The 19,526-nt window shown below is 69.3% G+C and carries 16 protein-coding genes; 10 read left to right on the forward strand and 6 right to left on the reverse strand.

Annotation, left to right across the window (positions count from 1 at the left end):
* The coding region (locus ACT6QK_RS11450; RefSeq protein ID WP_444597952.1) for a S8 family peptidase at positions 1-2,178 on the forward strand (2,178 nt) is incomplete at its 5' end.
* 9 nt (positions 2,179-2,187) lie between these two features.
* On the opposite strand, the gene grpE is transcribed toward ACT6QK_RS11450, so the two are convergent.
* The 3 genes from grpE to ACT6QK_RS11465 are packed head-to-tail and all read right to left on the reverse strand — an operon-like array spanning position 2,188 to position 4,438.
* Complete coding sequence (grpE, locus tag ACT6QK_RS11455; protein ID WP_444597953.1) at positions 2,188-2,823, reverse strand: nucleotide exchange factor GrpE; 636 nt, start codon at positions 2,821-2,823, stop codon at positions 2,188-2,190.
* A complete protein-coding gene (hrcA, locus tag ACT6QK_RS11460) occupies positions 2,820-3,911 on the reverse strand; it encodes a heat-inducible transcriptional repressor HrcA (RefSeq protein WP_444597954.1) in 1,092 nt (363 codons plus the stop codon). Before hrcA ends, grpE begins: the two co-directional genes overlap by 4 nt.
* Positions 3,908-4,438, reverse strand: a complete 531-nt coding sequence (locus ACT6QK_RS11465; protein WP_444597955.1) for a GNAT family N-acetyltransferase — start codon at positions 4,436-4,438, stop codon at positions 3,908-3,910. Before ACT6QK_RS11465 ends, hrcA begins: the two co-directional genes overlap by 4 nt.
* Positions 4,439-4,519: 81 nt before the next feature.
* Between ACT6QK_RS11465 and rph the strand changes: the two genes are divergently transcribed.
* The 3 genes from rph to ACT6QK_RS11480 all read left to right on the forward strand — a co-directional run bounded on the left by rph (position 4,520) and on the right by ACT6QK_RS11480 (position 6,568).
* Positions 4,520-5,254 (forward strand): ribonuclease PH, encoded by a 735-nt coding sequence (gene rph, locus ACT6QK_RS11470; RefSeq protein ID WP_444597956.1) that lies wholly within the window; start codon positions 4,520-4,522, stop codon positions 5,252-5,254.
* Between the two features lie 137 nt (positions 5,255-5,391).
* Entirely contained in the window at positions 5,392-5,727 is a 336-nt protein-coding gene (locus tag ACT6QK_RS11475; protein ID WP_444597957.1) for a hypothetical protein, read from the forward strand.
* Between the two features lie 220 nt (positions 5,728-5,947).
* The gene (locus ACT6QK_RS11480) at positions 5,948-6,568 is read left to right on the forward strand and encodes a hypothetical protein (RefSeq protein ID WP_444597958.1); all 621 of its coding nucleotides are present in this window, start codon (positions 5,948-5,950) and stop codon (positions 6,566-6,568) included.
* A gap of 166 nt (positions 6,569-6,734) precedes the next feature.
* Here ACT6QK_RS11480 and dapF read toward each other — a convergent pair whose 3' ends face one another.
* Positions 6,735-7,586: a diaminopimelate epimerase gene (gene dapF / locus ACT6QK_RS11485; RefSeq protein ID WP_444597959.1), complete on the reverse strand. Its 852-nt coding sequence runs from the start codon at positions 7,584-7,586 to the stop codon at positions 6,735-6,737.
* Between the two features lie 138 nt (positions 7,587-7,724).
* Between dapF and ACT6QK_RS11490 the strand changes: the two genes are divergently transcribed.
* The 6 genes from ACT6QK_RS11490 (at position 7,725) to ACT6QK_RS11515 (ending at position 16,664) form a co-directional block, all read left to right on the forward strand.
* Complete coding sequence (locus ACT6QK_RS11490) at positions 7,725-8,522, forward strand: potassium channel family protein (protein WP_444597960.1); 798 nt, start codon at positions 7,725-7,727, stop codon at positions 8,520-8,522.
* Positions 8,523-8,632: 110 nt separating this feature from the next.
* Positions 8,633-10,807, forward strand: a complete 2,175-nt coding sequence (locus ACT6QK_RS11495; protein WP_444597961.1) for a prolyl oligopeptidase family serine peptidase — start codon at positions 8,633-8,635, stop codon at positions 10,805-10,807.
* 167 nt (positions 10,808-10,974) lie between these two features.
* Positions 10,975-13,161 (forward strand): prolyl oligopeptidase family serine peptidase, encoded by a 2,187-nt coding sequence (locus tag ACT6QK_RS11500; RefSeq protein WP_444597962.1) that lies wholly within the window; start codon positions 10,975-10,977, stop codon positions 13,159-13,161.
* A 116-nt stretch (positions 13,162-13,277) separates the two neighbouring features.
* A complete protein-coding gene (locus ACT6QK_RS11505; RefSeq protein ID WP_444597963.1) occupies positions 13,278-14,024 on the forward strand; it encodes a DUF1223 domain-containing protein in 747 nt (248 codons plus the stop codon).
* Positions 14,025-14,190: 166 nt separating this feature from the next.
* Positions 14,191-14,886 carry a hypothetical protein gene (locus ACT6QK_RS11510; RefSeq protein WP_444597964.1) on the forward strand — a complete coding sequence of 232 codons (696 nt, stop codon included), beginning with the start codon at positions 14,191-14,193 and terminating at the stop codon, positions 14,884-14,886.
* 32 nt (positions 14,887-14,918) lie between these two features.
* Positions 14,919-16,664, forward strand: coding sequence for a CHAT domain-containing protein (locus ACT6QK_RS11515; protein WP_444597965.1), 1,746 nt, complete (start codon positions 14,919-14,921; stop codon positions 16,662-16,664).
* A 158-nt stretch (positions 16,665-16,822) separates the two neighbouring features.
* On the opposite strand, the gene ACT6QK_RS11520 is transcribed toward ACT6QK_RS11515, so the two are convergent.
* Positions 16,823-17,899 (reverse strand): phosphotransferase family protein, encoded by a 1,077-nt coding sequence (locus tag ACT6QK_RS11520; RefSeq protein ID WP_444597966.1) that lies wholly within the window; start codon positions 17,897-17,899, stop codon positions 16,823-16,825.
* Positions 17,900-17,926: 27 nt separating this feature from the next.
* Positions 17,927-19,426, reverse strand: a complete 1,500-nt coding sequence (gene glpK / locus ACT6QK_RS11525) for a glycerol kinase GlpK (protein WP_444597967.1) — start codon at positions 19,424-19,426, stop codon at positions 17,927-17,929.
* Between the last annotated feature and the right edge of the window lie 100 nt (positions 19,427-19,526).

The raw sequence follows: 19,526 nt of genomic DNA on the forward strand, positions 1-19,526 counted from the left end.
CCGCCACCCCCTCCACCGCCGCCTCCTCCGCCGCCACCACCCCCGCCTCCGCCGCCGCCCTCTCCGACGTCGGCGGAGTATCTGCGCAACTTCGGCCTGGCCAACATCAAGGCCTCGGCCGCCTTCGACCGGGGCGCGACCGGCGCGGGTCAGGTGGTGGCCGTGGTGGATACAGGCATCGAGTTCAACCAGCCCGATCTGGTCGGCCGGATCTCGCCCCTGTCGACGGATGTCGTCGTCGGTCGCAACACGCCACAGAGCACGGACCGTCACGGCACCTATTCGGCGACCATCATCGCCGCCAACTTCAACAGTCTGGGCACCATCGGCGTCGCCTATGAATCGACCATCATGTCGATCCGGGCCGAGGTGTCGGAGTGCACCGATCCGACCGACGACAGCTGCTTCAAGGCCTCGGACCTCGTGCGGGCGCTGGACTACGCCGTCGCCAACGGGGCCCGGATCATCAATATGTCCCTGGGCGGGGACGGGACCCTGGGCTCCGCCTTCGAGGCGGCCCTGCTGCGCGCCGTGAACGCCGGGGCGATCATCGTCGCCTCATCCGGCAACGACAGCGAAGCCAATCCCGGCTGGCCGGCCCGTTATGCGATCGACCCCCGCTTCGCCGGGGCGGTCATCGCCGTCGGCGCCCACGACTCGGCCAACCTCATGGCCGATTTCTCGAACAAGGCCGGGGTCACCGCCAACGCCTATATCTCGGCGCCGGGCAAGGACGTCATCACCGCCTGCGACGGAACCTCATGCTGGCGGGTCAGCGGCACCTCCTTCGCGGCGCCCCATGTGTCCGGGGCCTTGGCGCTGCTGCTTCAGGCCTTCCCCAACCTGACCGGCCGTCAGGCGGTGGAAATCCTGCTCCGCACCGCGCGAGAAGCCGGAGACGCCGGGACCGACGTGGTCTACGGCCGCGGCCTGCTCGATCTGGCGGGCGCCTTTTCGCCGGTGGGCGTGACCTCCGTGCCGATGGCCTCGGGGGCGACCCTGGTGCCGTCCAGCGAGCCGGGCTCCTTCGTGGGCGCGGCCTTCGGCGACGCCTTCCGCGTCCAGACGGCCCTGACGACCATCGGCTATGACGAATATGATCGGCTGTTCCGCATCAACCTGGGCGGGGTCTACCCGATGGCGCCGGGGCGGTCCTACCAGCCCCAGAGCGCCGAGCCGCGCCGTCGAGTCCAGACCGATCTGGCCGGCCCCGGCGGGTCTCGCCTGTCGCTGATCGCGGCCCAACCGGTGGAACTGCCCGAAGCCGTCGTCCCGCGCCGGGGACTGACCGATTCGCCCTGGCTGGGCGACGAGCCACGCAGGGAGGTCATGGTCGGACTCCAGGCCGGACGGATGTCCTTCTCGGCCTGGCAGGGGCAGGGTGGGGCCGATTCCCCCTTCCATGCGGGAGCCGGAGACGGCTTCGCGGCCCTGGCCCAGGCCGATCGGGCCATGCAGGGGGTGATGGACCTGGGGTCTGGCTTCGCCTTCGCGGCCGAGGCCGGGGGCGGCGATCGCCGCGCCCTGTTGCGGACGGTCGAGCGTGACGCCTCCAGCTACGGTCGGGCGAGTCTGATCTGGCGGGGGCGCGAGGGCGGCCTGGGCTTCGGCATGGGCGCGCTGGATGAAAGTCTGGCGCCGCTCGGCGGCTACATGCCCGGGCGGTCGGACCTGGCCCTGCCGTCGCAGACCGTCTTCTACGCCGTATCCGGCGACTGGAAGCTGGGGCCGGGCCGGATCAGCGGCGAGATCGGCCAAGGCCAAACCCAGGTTCAGGGCCGCTTCCTGTCCAGCGACGGGGATCTGGTCAGCCGGTCCTGGCGGATGGGCTATGCGATCGATTGCCCGGCCTGGGCCCAGCGCGGGTTCTGGAACGGGGTCATGGGTTGTGGTCGGGTGACGTTCGGCCTGTCGCAGCCCCTGCGGCTGGAGGGCGGGGCGTTCAGCGCGCTGCTGGCGGACATACCGGCCGAGTATTTCGACGCCCCGACCTTCTCGATGCGGCGCTTCGACGCCCGGCCGACGGGTCGCCAGATCGACTTCACTCTCGGGACGGAACGGCGCTTCGCGGACGGGTCGGTCTTCACCCTGCAGGGCGTGGCCAGCCGCGAGCCGCGTCATGTGGCCGGCGCCGATCCGGAGTTCGCCCTGATCGGCGCCTGGAGGAAGGGCTTCTAGCCCTCCCTTTTACGCCTTGCCGTCGAAGGCGCCGCCGGTGGTTTCGGCCGGGGCGTAGGCGGCGGCGGCCGATTTGGCGCCGGAGCCCTTGGCGGCGACGACGACCATGGCGGGGCGGAGGGTGCGGCCGAACAGGGCGTAGCCGGGCTGGAGGGTCTGGATCACCTGACCGCCCTGAACCGTCTCGGACGGCTGTTCCATCATGGCCTGATGGAAATGGGGGTCGAAGGCCTCGCCCGGCTCGGGGGCGACGCGGCGCAGGTTGTTGGCCTCGAAGGCCGAGAGCAGGGACTTCTGGGTCAGCTCCATGCCGGTGACGAGAGCGGCCGCCGCATCGCCGGCGTCCTTGGGCGCCGCCTGGATGCCGCGCTCCAGATTGTCGGCCACAGCCAGTAGATCCTTGGCGAAGCGCTGGATGGCGTAGGCGCGGGCGTCGTTGGACTGGGTCTCGGCCCGGCGCTTGATGTTCTCCATCTCGGCCACGGCGCGCAGGGCGCGGTCCTTCCACTCGTCACGCTCGGCGATGACCTGATCCAGCGGGGCCAGATCGCTCGCGTCCGCCGCATCGGCCTCCAGGATGGCGTCGGCCTCGGCCTCGATGGCGTCGAGTTCGGCCTGGGTGGGGTTGTTCTGGGTGTCGCTCACGTGTCGTTTCCGTCCAGCATTCGCCCGAGCACCCGGGCGGTGTAGTCCACCAACGGGATGATACGGGCATAGTTCAGTCTTGCGGGCCCGATCACGCCGACGGCGCCCAGGACCCTCTGTCGGCCGTTCATATAGGGCGCCGCGACGACAGCGGAACCCGAAAGCGAAAACAGTCGCGTTTCCGCGCCGATGAAGATGCGCACCCCCTGGGCGGCGCCGACCCCGTCGAGCAGGCCGATCAGCTGTTCCTTCTGCTCCAGATCATCGAACAGGACGCGGACCCGTTCCAGATCGGCGGCGGTCTCCGGGTCCTGCAACAGATTGGCGCGGCCCCGCACGATCAGGGCCCGCTCCCGCTCGGCCCCGCCGGACCAGGCGGCCAGACCGTCCTCGACCAGACGGGCGGCGGCGGCGTCCAGTTCGCGTTGGGCGGCGTCCAGTTCAGAGCGCATCTCGGTCACAGCCTCGGCCAGGGGGCGGCCGCGCAGGCGGGCGTTGAGGAAGTTGGACGCCTCGCGCAGGGTCGAGGGGGTGACCCCGGCGGACAGCTTCATCAGCCGGTTCTCGACCGCCCCGTCCTCGGCGACCAGAACGGCCAGGGCCTGATCGGGGCCCAGGGCGACGAACTCGACGTGCTTGACACCGACGTCGCGCACCGGGCTGGCGACGATGCCGGCGCCGCCCGCCAGACCGGACAGCAGGATCGACGCCTCGTTCAGGGCCTCGTCGAAGCTGCGGCCACGGCCTGCGAGGCGGGCGTCGATCTCGCGCCGCTCCTCCTGGCCCAGGTCGCCGATCTCCAGCAGGCCGTCGACGAACAGGCGCAGGCCCGCATGGGTGGGGATGCGGCCCGCCGAACTGTGCGGCGAGGCCAGTAGGCCCGCCAGGGCCAGATCCTGCATGGTGTTGCGGATCGAGGCGGGCGACAGGGAGACGCCGGTCAGGGACAGGGTGCGCGATCCGACCGGCTCTCCGGTCTGAAGATAGGATTCCACGATGCGGCGGAAGATGTCGCGGGCGCGCGCGTCCAGTCCGACCAGACCGGACAGGGCGTCAGGAGAGGCGGAGCCGAGCAGGGGCGGCTTCATGCGGCGGCCCTCCGCGCCCGCCAGTCGGCGCGTTCCAGCCGGTGCACCAGACAGTCGTCATCGTCGAACATCCGGCGCCCGACGACGGAGAAGCCCAGCCTCTGATAGAAGCGATGGGCGTCGGTATTGGAGTTCAGCGGGTCGATGACGCAGGCGGTCACGGCCGGATCGGCGAAGGCGGCGTCGAGGGCCAGAGACATCATCTGCGTGCCATAGCCCCGGTTCAGGGCCTCGGCCGGGCCGATCCAGATGTCGATGGCGACGAGGCCGGGCTCGATCTCGCCCCAATAGTGCGTCGGTTCCAGATGGGGGTCGCAGACCTGCATGACGCCGATCGGACGGCCCTCGACCTCGGCGATCCAGTAGAAGCTGGCGGTGGACGAGGTCTCGATCTCCTCGACCCAGTCGCGGTCGTCGAAGGCGACCTCCAGATCGGGCCGGTCGCTGGAGCAGGCGATGACGTGGGGCTGGCGGTCCCATCCGGCCAGCATCGGGGCGTCGGCGACCGTGGCGGGACGCAGGCTCACGCGCGATGCGAGGGATGGCGAGGGGGACAGGCTCATGGTTTCAGGATAAGCAGCGCGCCAAACGCTTCAAGGAGTCTTGCCATGTCCGTCCGTCCGTCCGGCCGCACCCCCGAACAGATCCGCGAGGTGACGCTGGAAACCGGCGTCAACCGCTACGCCGAGGGCTCCTGCCTGGTGTCGTTCGGCCATACCAAGGTTCTGGTCACCGCCTCGATCGAGGAGAAGGTGCCGGGCTGGATGCGCAACACAGGTCAGGGCTGGGTGACGGCCGAATACGGCATGTTGCCCCGCGCCTCCCACACGCGCGGGCGACGCGAGGCGGCGGCGGGCAAGCAGTCGGGCCGGACGCAGGAGATCCAGCGGCTGATCGGCCGGTCGCTGCGGGCTGTGGTCGATCTGAAGGCGCTCGGCGAGCGTCAGGTGTTGATCGACTGCGATGTGATCCAGGCCGACGGCGGCACGCGGACGGCCTCGATCACCGGCGCCTGGGTGGCGATGGCGACGGCGCTCGGCTACCTGAAGAAGGAGGGCGTGCTGAACGGCGATCCGATCCTGGATCAGGTGGCGGCCGTATCCTGCGGCGTGTTCGACGACGTTCCGGTGGCCGACCTCGACTACGAGGAGGATTCCAACGCCGAGGCCGACGGCAACTTCGTCCTGACCGGCGCGGGGACCATCGTGGAAATCCAGGCCACGGGCGAGAAGCGCGGCTTCAGCCGGGGCGAGTTCGACCGCCTGTTCCAGCTGGCCGACGCCGCCTGCGCCGAACTGTTCGTCAAGCAACGCGCGGCGGTCGAGGCGGCCCTGAGACGCTGAACCGCGCAGGGCTGATCGTCCGCGCCGTCGCCCGGAACGGGCGGCTTGCGGGCCGCGTTCAACGGCGCATGATGCGGCGAAACGCGGGAGGCGGACGGATGCGAACCCTGAAGAGGCCGGCCTTGAAGACGACGGCCATGGCGGGCCTTTTCCTGTCGGGGGCGCTGATGGCCTGCAGTCCGAGGCCGGAGGCGCCGCCCGCTCCCGCGGCGTCGCCCCCGGCTCCGGCGGAGGCCCGGCCGCCGCGCGCGCCGGTTCCGCCCGAGCGTGTGCCGATTTCCGAGACGCCCTGTCGTCAGGCCATCGGCGAGGCGGCTTCGGCCCGGCTGGTCCAGCGCTGCATCGCCGTCAGCCCAGCGACCCGACCGCCCTGCAACGCCGCCAACCCCTGCGACCTGATCCAGGGCGAGATCGACCGGTCGTGCAATCAGTACGGGCCGGGCGAGACCAGGCCGAAGGAATGCGCGGCTTAGGGCGACGGGTTCTTAATCGCCGTTCCATACACACGACGGCGTGGACACGTCGAAGTGGAGCGGAACAATGAGCGGGATGCCCCCGACGGCCTCGTCGAGAGCGCGCGACATGTCGGAACCAGAGACACGGCGTGACCTCCTGCGTCTCGCTGCCGCTGTCGGTCTTGCGGGCATGGTTTCAGGCTGTGGAAGCACGCCCGCCCTGAAGCGGAACTACGAGTTGGAGATTCGCTATCTGGTGGATGGACGACCGTTGACGGCCCGGGTGGTCCAGCAGTTGATCTATCGCGCCTACACCGCCGGCATGCCGGGAGGGCTGATTGATCAACGTAGCATTCGTGGAGAGTGTGCGGTTGTTCGTGTGCCCGGAAATGGGGGTGTGATTGCCGCGACCCTCGCCGGTCTCGGGGTACACGTCAGTGAACCGTCGGAGCCCTTTGGCTCTCTCACAGTCAGCGGGTCTTGGGATCCGCTCATACCGTTTACGCGAATGCTTCTGCCGTCACGCGATTTGGAAACGGCGACGTTCCAAGCTCTCATGGCCATCGAGCCACCCAGTCCATGGGTGGCCCTGACGCCGGATGATCTGCCCTTGATTGTGCGTTTCGTCGATGCGTCCGATCCCGGAAGCGCCGAATGGGTCGACCAATGGAGCGAGACGGGGCCGATCCGAGTCGTCTCCGCTCGCGCTCGCTTCACAAAAGAAAGACGAACGCGAGGTGAGGTGGAGAAGCATCTTCCATGGATAAACCATCTTGAAAATCAGTTCGAACTTGGAAGAGCCGGTGAGCGTTCTCCTGTATCTGACAGAATGTCCGAATCTTATTTGAGAGCTGAATAGTGATTGTTGTCGCCTCAAGGTCCATTGAAGCGACAATTTTTATCAAAATTGAATACTCGGTGATGTCTGCATAAAGCGCCCTGTATCTTACAAGGGAAGAGCAGATGGCTCGGCTGGATATCTATTTCCTAGAAGAGCCACAGAAGCGGCCCAAGGAATGCGCGGCCTAAATCTCCAGCACGCCCGTCCGCTCCACCTCGACCGGGCCGGTCATGAAGACGTGGTCGGTCGCCTCGTCCCAGTCGATGAACAGGTCGCCGCCGTCCACCTCGACGCGGGCGGCGCGGTCGGTCAGGCCGCGGCGGGCGCAGGCGACCAGGGCGGCGCAGGCGCCGGTGCCGCAAGCCTTGGTCAGGCCGGCGCCCCGCTCCCAGACCCGCAGGCGGATATGGTCGCGGGCGATCACATGGGCGAAGCCGACGTTGACCCCCTCGGGGAAGAGGGGGTGGTGCTCGATCAGGGAGCCGTTGGCCGTCACGAAGGCGTCGCCGGGCGTGTGATCGACGAAGAAGACGACGTGCGGATTGCCCATGGAGACGGCGCCCGGGGTGTGCAGGACGGGGGCGTCGATCGGGCCGATCTGGAGCTCGATGTTGCGGGTGTCCATCTCTTCAGCGAGAGGCACCTCGGTCCAGTCCAGACGAGGCCGACCCATATCCACCTTGACCCGGTGATCACCCGCCGCGCTGGCGACGGTCGGGCCGCCCAGGGTGTCGATGGCGACGCGGTCCGAGCCGTCGGCCTGCATCAGCATCCAGCCGACGCAGCGAAGGGCGTTGCCGCAGGTCTCGACCACCCCGCCGTCGGCGTTCCAGACGCGCATGAAGGCGCCGCCGCCGTTCTTTGAGGGCTCGATGGCGATCAGCTGGTCGAAGCCCTGGCCCGTCTGGCGGTCGGCGAGGGCGCGCACCTGATCCGGCGTCGGGGCGAAGGGCCGGTCGAGCGCATTGACCACGACGAAGTCGTTGCCGGCGCCGTTCATCTTGACGAAGGCCCGAGAGCCTGGGGATTGGGTCATGAAGGGCATATAGTCTCGCTGTCGCCCGGATAAAACTCCGCCCCGACCCCGTGGAAGCGTTGGACAGATTCACCGGCAGGCGCTTGAGTGGCGGTTCTCACTGGGTCCCGGCTTTCGCCGGGATGAGCGGATAGTGGAATGGCGAAGGCGGAAACCTCATCCCAGGACGGCGGACTGAGGCTGCGGGCGCGGCTTCGCTACCTCTATCACGGGACCCAGCCGCCGGCCGTCCGGTTCCGGCTCACGGTCATCGCCGTGGACCTGTTGATCGTGGCCTTCTTCATCGCCGCGCCGATCCTGAAGGAGGCGGGCTGGGCCTTCTATGTGATCGACTATCTGATCGCGGCGGTGCTGGCGCTGGATCTGGCGGCGCGGGCTTACGCCTGGACGGACATCCGCGACTGGCTCAAGCGGCCGATCGTCTGGCTGGACCTGTTCATCCTGGCGACCCTGCTGTTCCCGGCCTGGCTGGCGAACCTGGGTTTCCTGAGGATTTTGCGGCTGTGGACCCTGCTGAACTCGGACTTCTTCTGGCGCACGGTGGGCCACAGGTATGACGACACCCGGGTGGAGGCGATCGTGCGGGCCCTGTCGGGTCTGGTGACCTTCGTCTTTGTGACGACCGGCTTCGTCTATGCGACCTTCCTGGGTCACGACGGCATCGCCGGCTATGTGGACGCCCTGTATTTCACCGTGGCGACCCTGACGACGACCGGGTTCGGCGACGTGACCCTGCCGGGATCGCTCGGCAAGCTCCTGTCCATCGCCATCATGCTGTCGGGCATCACCCTGTTCCTTCGACTGGCCCAGGCCCTGATCAAGCCGCACAAGGTCCGCCATCCCTGCGAACGCTGCGGCCTGCAGACCCACGACCCGGACGCCGTCCACTGCAAGGCCTGCGGCAATCTGATGTGCATTCCCGACGAAGGGGGGTGAGCGCCCCGGTCGGGGGATCGGACGCCATGTGACAAATCGGTAAGGTTCGGCGGCTTGTCCGGGCGGGGCTGGACGGCCAAGGTGCCGCCGCCCATTTCCCGGAGAGTTTCATGATCCGCCCGCTGGTTTCGGCCGCCGCCCTCATCATCGCCTCAGGACTGACGACCGCCGCCATGGCCCAGACCGCGTCTCCCGCCTCGCCTTCCGCCGCCTCGCCGGCCGCCGGGTTCGCGACCTCGGAGGCGACCGACCCCTATATCTGGCTGGAGGAGGTCGAAGGCGAGCGGGCGATGGACTGGGTCAAGGCCCACAACACCACCTCGCTCGGCGTGCTTCAAGGCGATCCGCGCTATCAGACCCTGCATGACGAGGCCCTGGCCATCGTCCAGTCGCGCGACCGCATCCCCTCGCCGGGCTTCAACCGCGACGGCACGATCGACAACTTCTGGCAGGACGCGAACCATGTGCGCGGCATCTGGCGGCGCACGACGCTCGACAGCTACCGCACGGCCGAGCCCCAGTGGGAGACCATCCTCGACATCGACGCCCTGTCGGCCGCCGAGGGCGCCAACTGGGTCTACAAGGGCGTCGACTGCCTGGCGCCCGACGAGCGGCTGTGTCTGGTCAGCCTGTCGAACGGCGGCAAGGACGCGGTGACGATCCGCGAATACGACACGGTTGAGCGCCGGTTCGTGGAGGGCGGCATCTCCCTGCCGGAGTCCAAGGGCGGCGCGACCTGGATCGATCAGGATACGCTGCTGGTCGAGCGTGACTTCGGGGCCGGCTCCCTGACCGATTCCGGCTATCCGCGCACCGTGCGGCTGCTGAAGCGCGGTCAGAGCCTGGATCAGGCGCCGCAGGTATTCGAGGGCCAGAAGACGGACGTCTCGGTCGGATCCTTCACCCTTCGCGACGCGGACGGGGCCATCAAGGCGACCCTGATCAACCGGGCGATCAACTTCTATGAGAGCGAGGTCTTCCGCCTGAACGCCGACGGCTCGACGACGAAGCTGGAGCTGCCGCCCAAGTCGAACATCAACGGCCTGCTGGCCGGCAAGATGCTGGTCAGCCTGAAGCAGGACTGGACCGCGCCCTCGGGACAGGCCTTCAAGACCGGCGACGTCATCGCCTGGCCGGTGGACGCCTGGCTGGCCGATCCGAAGACCACGGCTGAACTGGTCATCCGTCCGGGCGAGCGCGAGGCCATCGAGGGGCTGAACGTCACGCGCAACCGGCTGGTCGTGGCCCTGTTCGAGAACGTGCGCGGCTCGGTCTATGTCTATGACCCGAATGACTGGAGCCGGACCCGTCTGGACCTGCCGCAGAATGTCACCGTCGGCGTCGGGTCGAGCTCGGAGCGCGACGACAAGGTCTTCGTCACCGTCGCCGGCTATCTGAACCCATCCAGCCTGTGGCTGGCCGATGCGGCGACCGGGGCGGTGGATCAGGTCAAGTCCATGCCGGCCAAGTTCGACGCCACCGGCCTGAAGGTCGACCAGTTCGAGGCCCGCTCGGCCGACGGCACGATGATCCCCTATTTCGTCGTCCATCGCGAAAGCGCGCCGAATGACGGCTCAAACCCGACGCTGCTCTATGGCTATGGCGGGTTCGAGAACTCCCTGTTGCCCGGTTATTCGGCGACGGTGGGCAAGCTGTGGCTTGAGCGGGGCGGGGTCTATGTGATCGCCAATACGCGCGGCGGCGGCGAGTTCGGCCCGCGCTGGCACGAGGCGGCGCTGCAGCAGAACCGCCAGAGGGCGCACGAAGACTTCCAGGCCGTGGCTCTGGACCTGATCGCGCGCGGGATCACCAGCCAGCCTCGCCTCGGGGTCATGGGCGGGTCGCAGGGCGGGCTGTTCATGGGGGCGATGCTGACGCAGCGGCCTGACCTGATCAATGCGGCCGTCATCCAGGTGCCCCTGTTCGACATGCTGCGCTTCCACAAGCTGCTGGCCGGGGCCAGCTGGATCGGGGAATACGGCGATCCGGACATTCCGGAACAGCGGGCCTGGATTCAGGAATACTCGCCCTATCAGCGACTGGCGGCGGGCCAGCCCTATCCCGAGGTCTTCATCCACACCTCGACCAAGGACGACCGGGTCCACCCGGGCCACGCCCGCAAGGCGGCGGCGCGGCTGGAGGAACTCGGCTATCCGGTGCTGTTCTACGAGAATACGGACGGGGGACACGCCGCCGGGGCGAATCTGCGTGAAACCGCGCGACGTCTGGCGCTGGAATACACCTATCTGTCGCGCCGCCTGATGGACACGCCGGCGCAGCAGTAGGGTTTTGATTTATCCGCTTATCCCGGCGAAAGCCGGGACCCAGTGCTTTCGGAAGGTTTGGGCTTTCGTTGGCTTCGGCGGCTGGGATCGGGTTCTGTGCGAACGGGCGGCGCCGAACGCCCAAAGATCTGGGTCCCGGCTTTCGCCGGGATGAGCGGAGTATAGCAATGCGTTCCCTGATCCTGACCGCCGTGGCGAGCCTGATGGCGTCGTCCGCCCTCGCCCAGTCGGCCCCGCCGCACATGCCGGCCGACCTGTCGCCGGCGGGGGTTCGGGCCGCCGACGAGCATCTGGCGCTGGAGGAGGTCGAGGGGGCGGAGGCGATGGCCTTCGTCGCCGCCGAGAACGAGAAGTCGCTCAAGGCCCTGACCGGCGACCCGCGCTATGAGGGGTTGCGGGCCGAGGCCGAAGCCATCCTGACGGCGACGGACCGGACGCCGAGCCCGAGCTTCCTCGGCGACGGCATCGGCAACTTCTGGCAGGACGCGGCCAATCCGAAAGGGGTGTGGCGGCGGACGACCCTGGACAGCTATCGCACCGCGAGCCCGCAGTGGGAGGTTCTGCTCGACATCGACGCCCTGTCGAAGGCCGAGGGCAAGGACTGGGTGTTCAAGGGCGCCGACTGTCTGGCGCCCGACGAGACCCGCTGCCTGATCATGCTGTCCGACGGCGGCAAGGACGCGGTCACGGTGCGCGAGTTCGACACCACGACCAAGCTGTTCGTGGAGGATGGCTTCATCCTGCCCGAGGGCAAGCACCGGATCGAATGGCTGGATCGCGACACCCTGCTGGTCGCGACGGACTTCGGCCAAGAGAACGGCAAGGCAACCCTGACCGAGTCGGGCTATCCCTATATCGTCAAGGCGCTGAAGCGGGGCGGAAGCCTGGAGACGGCCGCCGAACTGTTCCGGGGCGACGCGGCTGACGGCGGATACGGCGTCAGCCCGAGCGTCTATCGCGACGGGGATGGGGCGGTGCTGGCGGTGATCTTCACCCGACCCCTGGACACCTTCCGGTCGGAGACCTGGTGGCTGGACGGGACGGATCTGGTCAAGCTGGCTCTGCCGGAACGGGCGACGATCCACGGCGTCATGGGCGGGCGGCTGGTCCTGACCATCGACGAGGCCTGGACCCGCACCGGCCTGCCCAATAGCGGCGAGCGCCGGGCCGGATCCCTGATGGCGGTCAGCCTGAACAGCCTTCGGCCCCGGACCCCGACCGGACCCATCCATGTCTCGACCGAGGCCGACGTGATCGTCAGCCCCACCGCCCGCCAGTCGATCGACGAGGTCCGGGTGTTCGACGACCGGGTGGTGGCGACGATCTATGACAATGTCGTCGGCCATGTGGTGGCCTTTACCGCCAACGGCTCCGCGCCCTGGATCCGGACCGACCTGCCGGCCGCCGACAACGTCTCGGTCCATCTGGGGTCGTCCAGCCGCAAGACCGGGCGGCTGTTCTATAATTTCGAGGGCTTCCTGACCCCCTCGACCCTCGCCCTGGTCGATCTGCGGGCCAGCCGGGCCGATGTGGTCAAGACCGCCCCGGCCCGGTTCAACGCCTCCACCCATGTGGTGGAACAGTTCGAGGCGACGTCGGCCGACGGGACCAAGGTGCCCTATTTCGTGGTCCGCCCCCGGAACGCCCCGATGGACGGATCGGCCCCGACGATGATGTTCGGCTACGGCGGGTTCCAGATCGGCTTCCCGCCCGCCTACAAGCCCGAGCTGGGCAAGCTGTGGCTGGAGAAGGGCGGCGCCTATGTGGTGGCCAATATCCGGGGCGGCGGCGAGTTCGGCCCGGCCTGGCACCAGGCGGCGCTGAAGGAAAACCGCCAGCGGGCCTTTGACGACTTCGCCGCCGTGGCGCGCGATCTGGCCGAGCGGAAGATCACCTCGGCGCGGCGTCTGGGCATCTATGGCCGGTCGAACGGCGGGGTTCTGACCTCGGTGTCGATCACCCAGCACCCGGAGCTCTATCATGCGGTGGTGATCGAGAGCCCGCTGGTGGACATGCTGCGCTATCCGGACCTGCCCGCCGGCGCCTCCTGGATCGGGGAATACGGCGATCCGCGCATCCCGGCCGAGGCGGCCTTCATCGCCCGCTATTCCGGCTATCAGAACCTGAGGACCGGGGCCGATTACCCGCGCATGTACATCACGACCAACACCCGCGACGACCGGGTCCATCCGGGCCATGCGCGCAAGTTCGCCGCGCGCCTCGGCGACATGGGCTATGACCGGCTCTACTACGAGGAGACGGCCGGGGGTCACTCCAACGACGCCGATCCGGTGGCCAATGCGCGGCGGTGGGCGCGGCACTACACCTATCTGATGCAGCAGCTGATGGATTGAGGGTGGACATGGTTCTAGCGCTCACGCTCGGCTCGCGGAGCCTCGCTGCTTGAGCGCGGCGACTCTCACGCGATTATGACGGGCCGTGATCGCAGCGTAGCGCTAGGGTGGCGGTCATGAGGTTCAGGGGTCTGTTCATTGCGGGTGCGGCGGCCGTGCTGGTCGCGAGCGCGGTCGGGTCGGTGGCGCAGCCGACGCGGACCCATCGCGCCGTGCGTTCGACGACGGTGCAGGAGCCGGTGGTGGTGGAATTGTTCACCGCCCAGGGCTGCGCCGGTTGCCCCGAGGCCAACCGGGTGGTCGAGACCCTGGCGGAAGAGCCGGGCGTCCTGGCCCTGACCTATGCGGTCGACTACTGGGACTATCTGGGCTGGCCCGACACCTTCGCCCGGCCCGAGTTCGCCCAGCGTCAGAACGCCTATCGGACGGCCCTGCGCGTCCGCAACGTCTATACGCCCCAGGTGGTGATCGACGGCCGACGTCAGGCCTCGGGGACGGCGGCCGCGGCCGTGCAGCAGGCGGTGGACGCCGCCGCCGCCGACCGCGCCCCGCCGCCTCAGATCGAGTTTCGCGAGACCGGCGACCGGGTGGGCGTGGGCTCCGGCCGGGTTCCGGCGGGCGGGGCCGAGGTCTGGGCCGTGACCTATACGCCCGGCGCCCAGACGGTGACGGTCGGCCAAGGCGACAATCGCGGCCAGGTCGTGCGCCACGTCAATGTGGTGCGGTCGCTGCGCAAGCTGGGGGCCTGGACCGGTCGCCCGGCCCTCTACGCCCTGCCGCCGCGTGCGGCCTCGGGCGAGGCCGTGGCGGTTCTGGTGCAGGCGAAGACGGATCGCCGCATCCTGAGCGCCGCTGCGCTCTGATCGGCGCCCCCGGCCGGGCGGGCCGGTTCGTTCCCGGCGATCAGGCGTAGTCACGTTCGGTCAGTTTGCGCTTTTTCCCGCGGCGTCCACTATGGGCCCGAACGAGACGCCGGTCTCTCGCCTGTCGCGCGGGAGGCTTTGTCGGCGTCGGGTGGGGAGGGCATCGGTGAAGCGGATCGTGAACGGGCGTTTCGGGCGTTGGACGGTATCGGCCGTCGTGCTGCTGGCCGCCGCCTCGACGGCCTGTGCGGCCATGTCCAGGCCGGCGGACCCCGAGACAATGCCCGAGCCCGAGGTCGCCGCCTCGCCCGAGGCCGACGCCGTCACCCAGATCGTCACCGCCGCCCATCTGGCCGACTGGGGCCGTCGGCGCGGCGAGCCGGGGCCGCTCATCATGGCGGCGCGCATGCTGGCCGAGGCGCCGTTGCGGCCGTCGGAAGAGGCGGCGGGCACGGCCTTCCTGACGCCCGACGCCCTGCTGGACGAGGCCCTGACCTTGGCCGCCGGAAATCAGGCCGTGGTCGACGCAGTGGCGCGGGTGCGCGGGACGACGCGCGGCGTGCGGTCCTCGCCGTTCGGCCGGGGTCCGATCTTCATGGTGCGCGAGATCAAGGCGCGCGAGACCTACGGCTTCGAGCTGGAGGCGCGGGGGGGCGAGGTGCTGCGCGTCGCCGCCATCGGCGACGGCGACACCAATATCGACCTGCAGGTCCGCGACGCCGAGGGCGCCCTGATCTGTCAGGACGGGCGCGGCGACCACTATCCGGTCTGCACCGTGGTGCGCAGCCGGCCCGGCAAGATGCGGATCGACGTCGTCAATCGCGGTTCGGTCTGGACCAAGGTGCAGATTCTGAGCAACTGATAGACCCGGGAGCGGGCGAGGGAAGGGCGGACGTGGGGCGCTGGATTTCAGGACTGACGGGACTGGCGGCGGCCCTGGCGATGGCGGGGTCAGCCCTGGGTCAGGCCGTTTCGCCGGATACGCCCGAATCTCTTCGCGCCGAAGCCTTCGAGGCGGCCCAGTGGGCGATCGCCTCCGACGCCGCCGACGCCCTGGCCAAGGTGTCCGCCCGCTTCGCCCAGGGGGATGACGCCCTGGGGCGCCTGGCCGAGGAGCGCGAGACCCTGATCGGACGGCGCGACGCCCTGGAGCGGGAACTGGAGCGGCTCTACGCCGCCGCCGACACCCAGACCCAGGGACGGCGCACGACCGTCCGGGCCGAATACGAGACCGTGGCGGCGCGGCTGAAGGTGGTGGACGCCGACATCGAGGTGCGCTTCCCCGCCTATTCCGAACTGACCAGTCCCCGCGCCCTGACGATCCGCGAGACGCAAGGGCTGCTGAAGCCGGACGAGGCCCTGCTGCTGGTGCTGGTCAATCCGGAGGCCACCTATGTCTGGGGCGTGTCGCGCGACCGGGTCGAATGGGCGCGGGCGGAGGCCCTGACCGAGGCGGAGGTGACGCGAGCGGTCGGCGCCCTGCGCGGCTCCCTGACCACGGCGGCGGCGGCCTCACGCGGGGACGACGGGGACTGGCTGGACCCGGCCCTGCTGACGGGACGACCGACGCCGGCCTTTGATCGCGCCGGGGCCTACCGCCTCTATGCCGAACTGGTGAAGCCGGTGGAGGCCGTGTTCGAGGGCAAGACGACCCTTATTACGGTCACGACCGGCCCCCTGACCGCCCTGCCGCTGTCGGTGCTGATGACGGCGCCGCCGGACGGCCCGGACACGGGTCCGGAGGCTCTGGACACCGCGCCCTGGTTGATCGACCGCTACGCCCTGGCGACCCTGCCCTCGGTGTCCAGCCTCAAGGCCCTGCGCTGCTATCTGGTGGCCGATCCGGCGCGGCGCAGTCCGGGGTGCGGGGCCCTGCCGAGCGGAACCACGCGGGTCGCCGGATCGCGCCAGCCCGGCTTCTCCCTGGCCGCCTTCGGGGCGCCGATCCTGGCCGGAGCCCCGGTGACGGGGGCGTCGCGTGGGGCGCCGGGGGCGGATTCGGTGTTCGGGGGCGGGCCGCTGGCCGACGTCGCCAAGCTGAAGGCCCTGCCCTATCTGCCCGGCTCCAAGGCCGAGCTGGACGCCCTGAAGACCCGCTATCCGGCGGCCCTGGTGCGGACGGGGGCGGCGGCGACCGAGACGGCGGTGCGGGGCGCAGATGCGGCGGCCCTGTCGCGCGCGCGGTTCGTGGTCTTCTCGACCCACGGCCTGATGGCGGGATCCAGCTTCGCGGAGCCCGGCCTGGTCCTGACCCCGCCCGATCAGGCGACCGAGGCCGACGACGGCTATCTGAGCGCGTCGGAGGCGGCCCAGCTGAGGCTGAACGCCGAATTCGTGGTCCTGTCGGCCTGCAACACGGCGGCCTCGGACGGACGGCCGGGCGGCGAAGGGCTGTCGGGACTGGCCCGGGCCTTCTTCTACGCCGGGGCGCGGTCGGTGCTGGTGTCCCACTGGGAGGTGTCGGACGCCGCGACCACGGCCCTGATCTCCGACACGTTCGCCGCGCTCGACGCCCCGGGCGCCGACATCGGCGACCGGGCCCGCGCCCTGCAGCACGGCATGAAGGAAGTCCGCGCCCACCGCGAATGGCGCCATCCCGCCTTCTGGGCGCCGTTTACGTTGGTCGGGGAGCCGGGGTGAAGCCCGGCTCTGGGGCGCTGACGCGCCGCGCTACGTTCGGCTCGGGGAGCCTCACTACTTGAGCGCAAGAGTCCCCAACGTCCGAAGTCGGCGAGCGCGGAGCGCTCAGGCCGTGTCGGGTCGGGAGATGCCGAAGGGTCGACGACCGCGGCCCAGAATTATGCCCCCGCCTTCTTCGCGAAGTCCCAGGCGGCGGCGGAGAGGGGTTCGACCTGGGCGGCCATGGCGACGGCGTGGGCGCTGGCGGCGGTGCCGTCGCGGACCCGGCCGCCGATGCCCTGACAGATGGCGGCGAGGCGGAAGAGGTTATAGGCCATCAGCCAGTCGAGGTTGGTCGGGGGCGCGACCCCGGCCTTTTCGGCATAGCGGGCGACGGTCTCCTCGACCGAGGGGATACCCAGGGCCTTGAGGTCCGCGCCGTTGACGCCGTTCTTCTGGCTGGCGGGCAGGACCCAGCCGATCAGCAGATAGGAGAAGTCGGCCATCGGATCGCCGAGGGTGGACAGCTCCCAGTCCAGCACCGCCTTCACGCGCGGGCTGTCGTTGTCGATCATGAGGTTGTCGAGGCGGAAGTCGCCGTGGACGACGCGGGCCGGGCCCTCGGGCGGCAGGCTGTCGGGCAGGAAGGCGATCAGCCGGTCCATGTCCGGGATCTTGTGGGTCTCCGACGCATGATACTGCTTGGTCCAGCGGCCGACCTGACGGGCGAAATAGTTGCCGGGACGGCCGTAGTCGCGCAGGCCGATGGACTCGGGGTCATAGGCGTGGAGCTGGGCCAGAGTGTCCGTCTGGGCCTCGTAGATGGCGCGGCGCTCGGCGGGCTCCAGACCCGGCAGTTTCAGGTCCCAGAGGACGCGGCCCTCGACCTTTTCCATGACGTAGAACATCGAGCCGATGACGCCCTCGTCCTCGCAAAGCGCATAGGCGCGGGCGACGGGGAAGCCTTGCGCGCCCAGGGCCGAGATGACGCGGAACTCGCGGTCCACCGCATGGGCCGAGGCCAGCAGCTGGCCCGGCGGCTTGCGGCGCAGGACATAGGCGGCCGTGGGGGTGGTCAGCTCATAGGTCGGGTTGGACTGGCCGCCCTTGAACTGGCGGATGGTCAGGGGGCCGGCGTAGCCCGCGACATGATCGGTCAGCCAGGCCTCCAGCTTCGGCTGGTCCAGGGCGTAGCGGGGGTCGACCTCGCGCGTACCGGCGAAGGCGGCCTGGGCGTCCTGATCGATGTCAGTCATTGGTTTCTCCCCTGAGCCATGGCGGCTTCAGCCGCTCTGTTGCGCCGCAATAATGGCCGCACGAACCGCTCCGCGCCAGCCCCCCAACAAGCTTTCTCTTTGAGACTGATCCATGCGCGGCGTCCAGACGGCGGGAGATTCGGTCACATGGGGCGACAGGTCGGGGATCAGGCCCGCGCCGAGGGCCGCCAGACGCGCCGCGCCGAGGGCGGTCATCTCCTGAAACGCGGGCCGCTCGACCGGCAGGCCGCAGATGTCGGCGACGAACTGCATGGCGAAGGCGTTGGCGGTGACCCCGCCGTCTACCTTGAGCGTCTGCAAGGGCGGGGCGCCGTCGGCGGCGAGGGCGTCGAGCAGGTCGCGGGTCTGGTAGGCGAGGCTTTCCAGGGCGGCGCGGACGAAGTGTGCGGGGCCGCTGTCGCGGGTCAGGCCGGTGATGGTCCCGCGCGCATCGGGGTTCCACCAGGGGGCGCCCAGGCCGGTGAAGGCGGGCACCAGATAGACGCCGCCGTTGTCGGGCAGGGATTGGGCCATGGCCTCGGACTGGCGCGATTCCGAGATCAGCTTCGGCCCGTCGCGCAGCCACTGGATCGCCGACCCGGCCGAGAAGATGGAGCCTTCGAGAGCGTAGGCGGTCTGGCCTCCGGCGCTGTAGCCCAGGGTGCCCAGAAGGCGGCTGGTCGAGGCGACGGGTTCTGCGCCGACATTGGCGACCAGGAAGGCGCCGGTGCCATAGGTGATCTTGGCGTCGCCAGGGTTGAGGGCGCCGTGGCCGACCAGGGCCGCTTGCTGGTCTCCGGCCGATCCGGCGATGGGCAGGGCGCGGCCGAACAGGGCCGGGTCGCTGTGGCCCGACACTTCCGCGCAGCCGACGATCTTTGGCAGGGCGGCGGAAGGCACGTTGAACAGGGCGCAGAGGTCGTCGCGCCACTGCATCGTCTTCAGGTCCATCAGGGAGGTGCGACTGGCGTTGGTGGCGTCGGTGACGTGGCTCTGGCCGCCCGTCAGCTTCCAGATCAGCCAGCTTTCGATCGTGCCCAGCTTCACCTCGCCGCGTTCGGCGCGTTCGCGGGCGCCGGGGACGGCGTCGAGCAGCCAGGCGAACTTGGTCGCCGAAAAATAGGGGTCGAGGATCAGGCCGGTCGCGGTCTGGACCATCGCTTCATGGCCCTCGGCGGCGAGCCGGGCGGTGACGTCGGCGGTGCGGCGGTCCTGCCAGACGATGGCCCGGTGCAGGGGTTCGCCGGTGGCGGCGTCCCAGAGGACCGAAGTCTCGCGCTGGTTGGTGATGCCGATCGCGGCGAAGCGGCCCACACCCCCCGCCTTTCGCACCACCTCGCGGCAGGTCTGGAGGGTGGCGGTCCAGATCTCGGCCGCATCGTGCTCGACCCATCCCGAGGCCGGGAAATGCTGGGCCAGCTCGATCTGGCTGACGGCGACGGGATGAAGGGCGCCGGCCTCGTCCAGTTCGAAGGCGATGGCGCGGCTGGAGGTCGTGCCCTGGTCGATGGCGAGGAGGAGGGTCATGGCGTGATTAGTGACTAGTGATTAGTGAGTAGACAAGCGGGGGTGCGACCGCCGCCCTGACACAGCGCTCTAATCACTAATCACCACTCACTAGTCACTC

This window comes from Brevundimonas sp. (genome assembly GCF_052436175.1).
Classification (GTDB): domain Bacteria; phylum Pseudomonadota; class Alphaproteobacteria; order Caulobacterales; family Caulobacteraceae; genus Brevundimonas.

What these genes read in the sequence shown, in the direction of transcription:
- hrcA (WP_444597954.1), bottom strand. Translation starts at nt 3,911, where the DNA reads ATGAAGCCGCCCCTGCTCGGCTCCGCCTCTCCTGACGCCCTGTCCGGT.
- rph (WP_444597956.1), top strand. Translation starts at nt 4,520, where the DNA reads ATGTCCGTCCGTCCGTCCGGCCGCACCCCCGAACAGATCCGCGAGGTG.
- ACT6QK_RS11475 (WP_444597957.1), top strand. Translation starts at nt 5,392, where the DNA reads ATGGCGGGCCTTTTCCTGTCGGGGGCGCTGATGGCCTGCAGTCCGAGG.
- dapF (WP_444597959.1), bottom strand. Translation starts at nt 7,586, where the DNA reads ATGACCCAATCCCCAGGCTCTCGGGCCTTCGTCAAGATGAACGGCGCC.
- ACT6QK_RS11490 (WP_444597960.1), top strand. Translation starts at nt 7,725, where the DNA reads ATGGCGAAGGCGGAAACCTCATCCCAGGACGGCGGACTGAGGCTGCGG.
- ACT6QK_RS11495 (WP_444597961.1), top strand. Translation starts at nt 8,633, where the DNA reads ATGATCCGCCCGCTGGTTTCGGCCGCCGCCCTCATCATCGCCTCAGGA.
- ACT6QK_RS11500 (WP_444597962.1), top strand. Translation starts at nt 10,975, where the DNA reads ATGCGTTCCCTGATCCTGACCGCCGTGGCGAGCCTGATGGCGTCGTCC.
- ACT6QK_RS11505 (WP_444597963.1), top strand. Translation starts at nt 13,278, where the DNA reads ATGAGGTTCAGGGGTCTGTTCATTGCGGGTGCGGCGGCCGTGCTGGTC.
- ACT6QK_RS11520 (WP_444597966.1), bottom strand. Translation starts at nt 17,899, where the DNA reads ATGACTGACATCGATCAGGACGCCCAGGCCGCCTTCGCCGGTACGCGC.
- glpK (WP_444597967.1), bottom strand. Translation starts at nt 19,426, where the DNA reads ATGACCCTCCTCCTCGCCATCGACCAGGGCACGACCTCCAGCCGCGCC.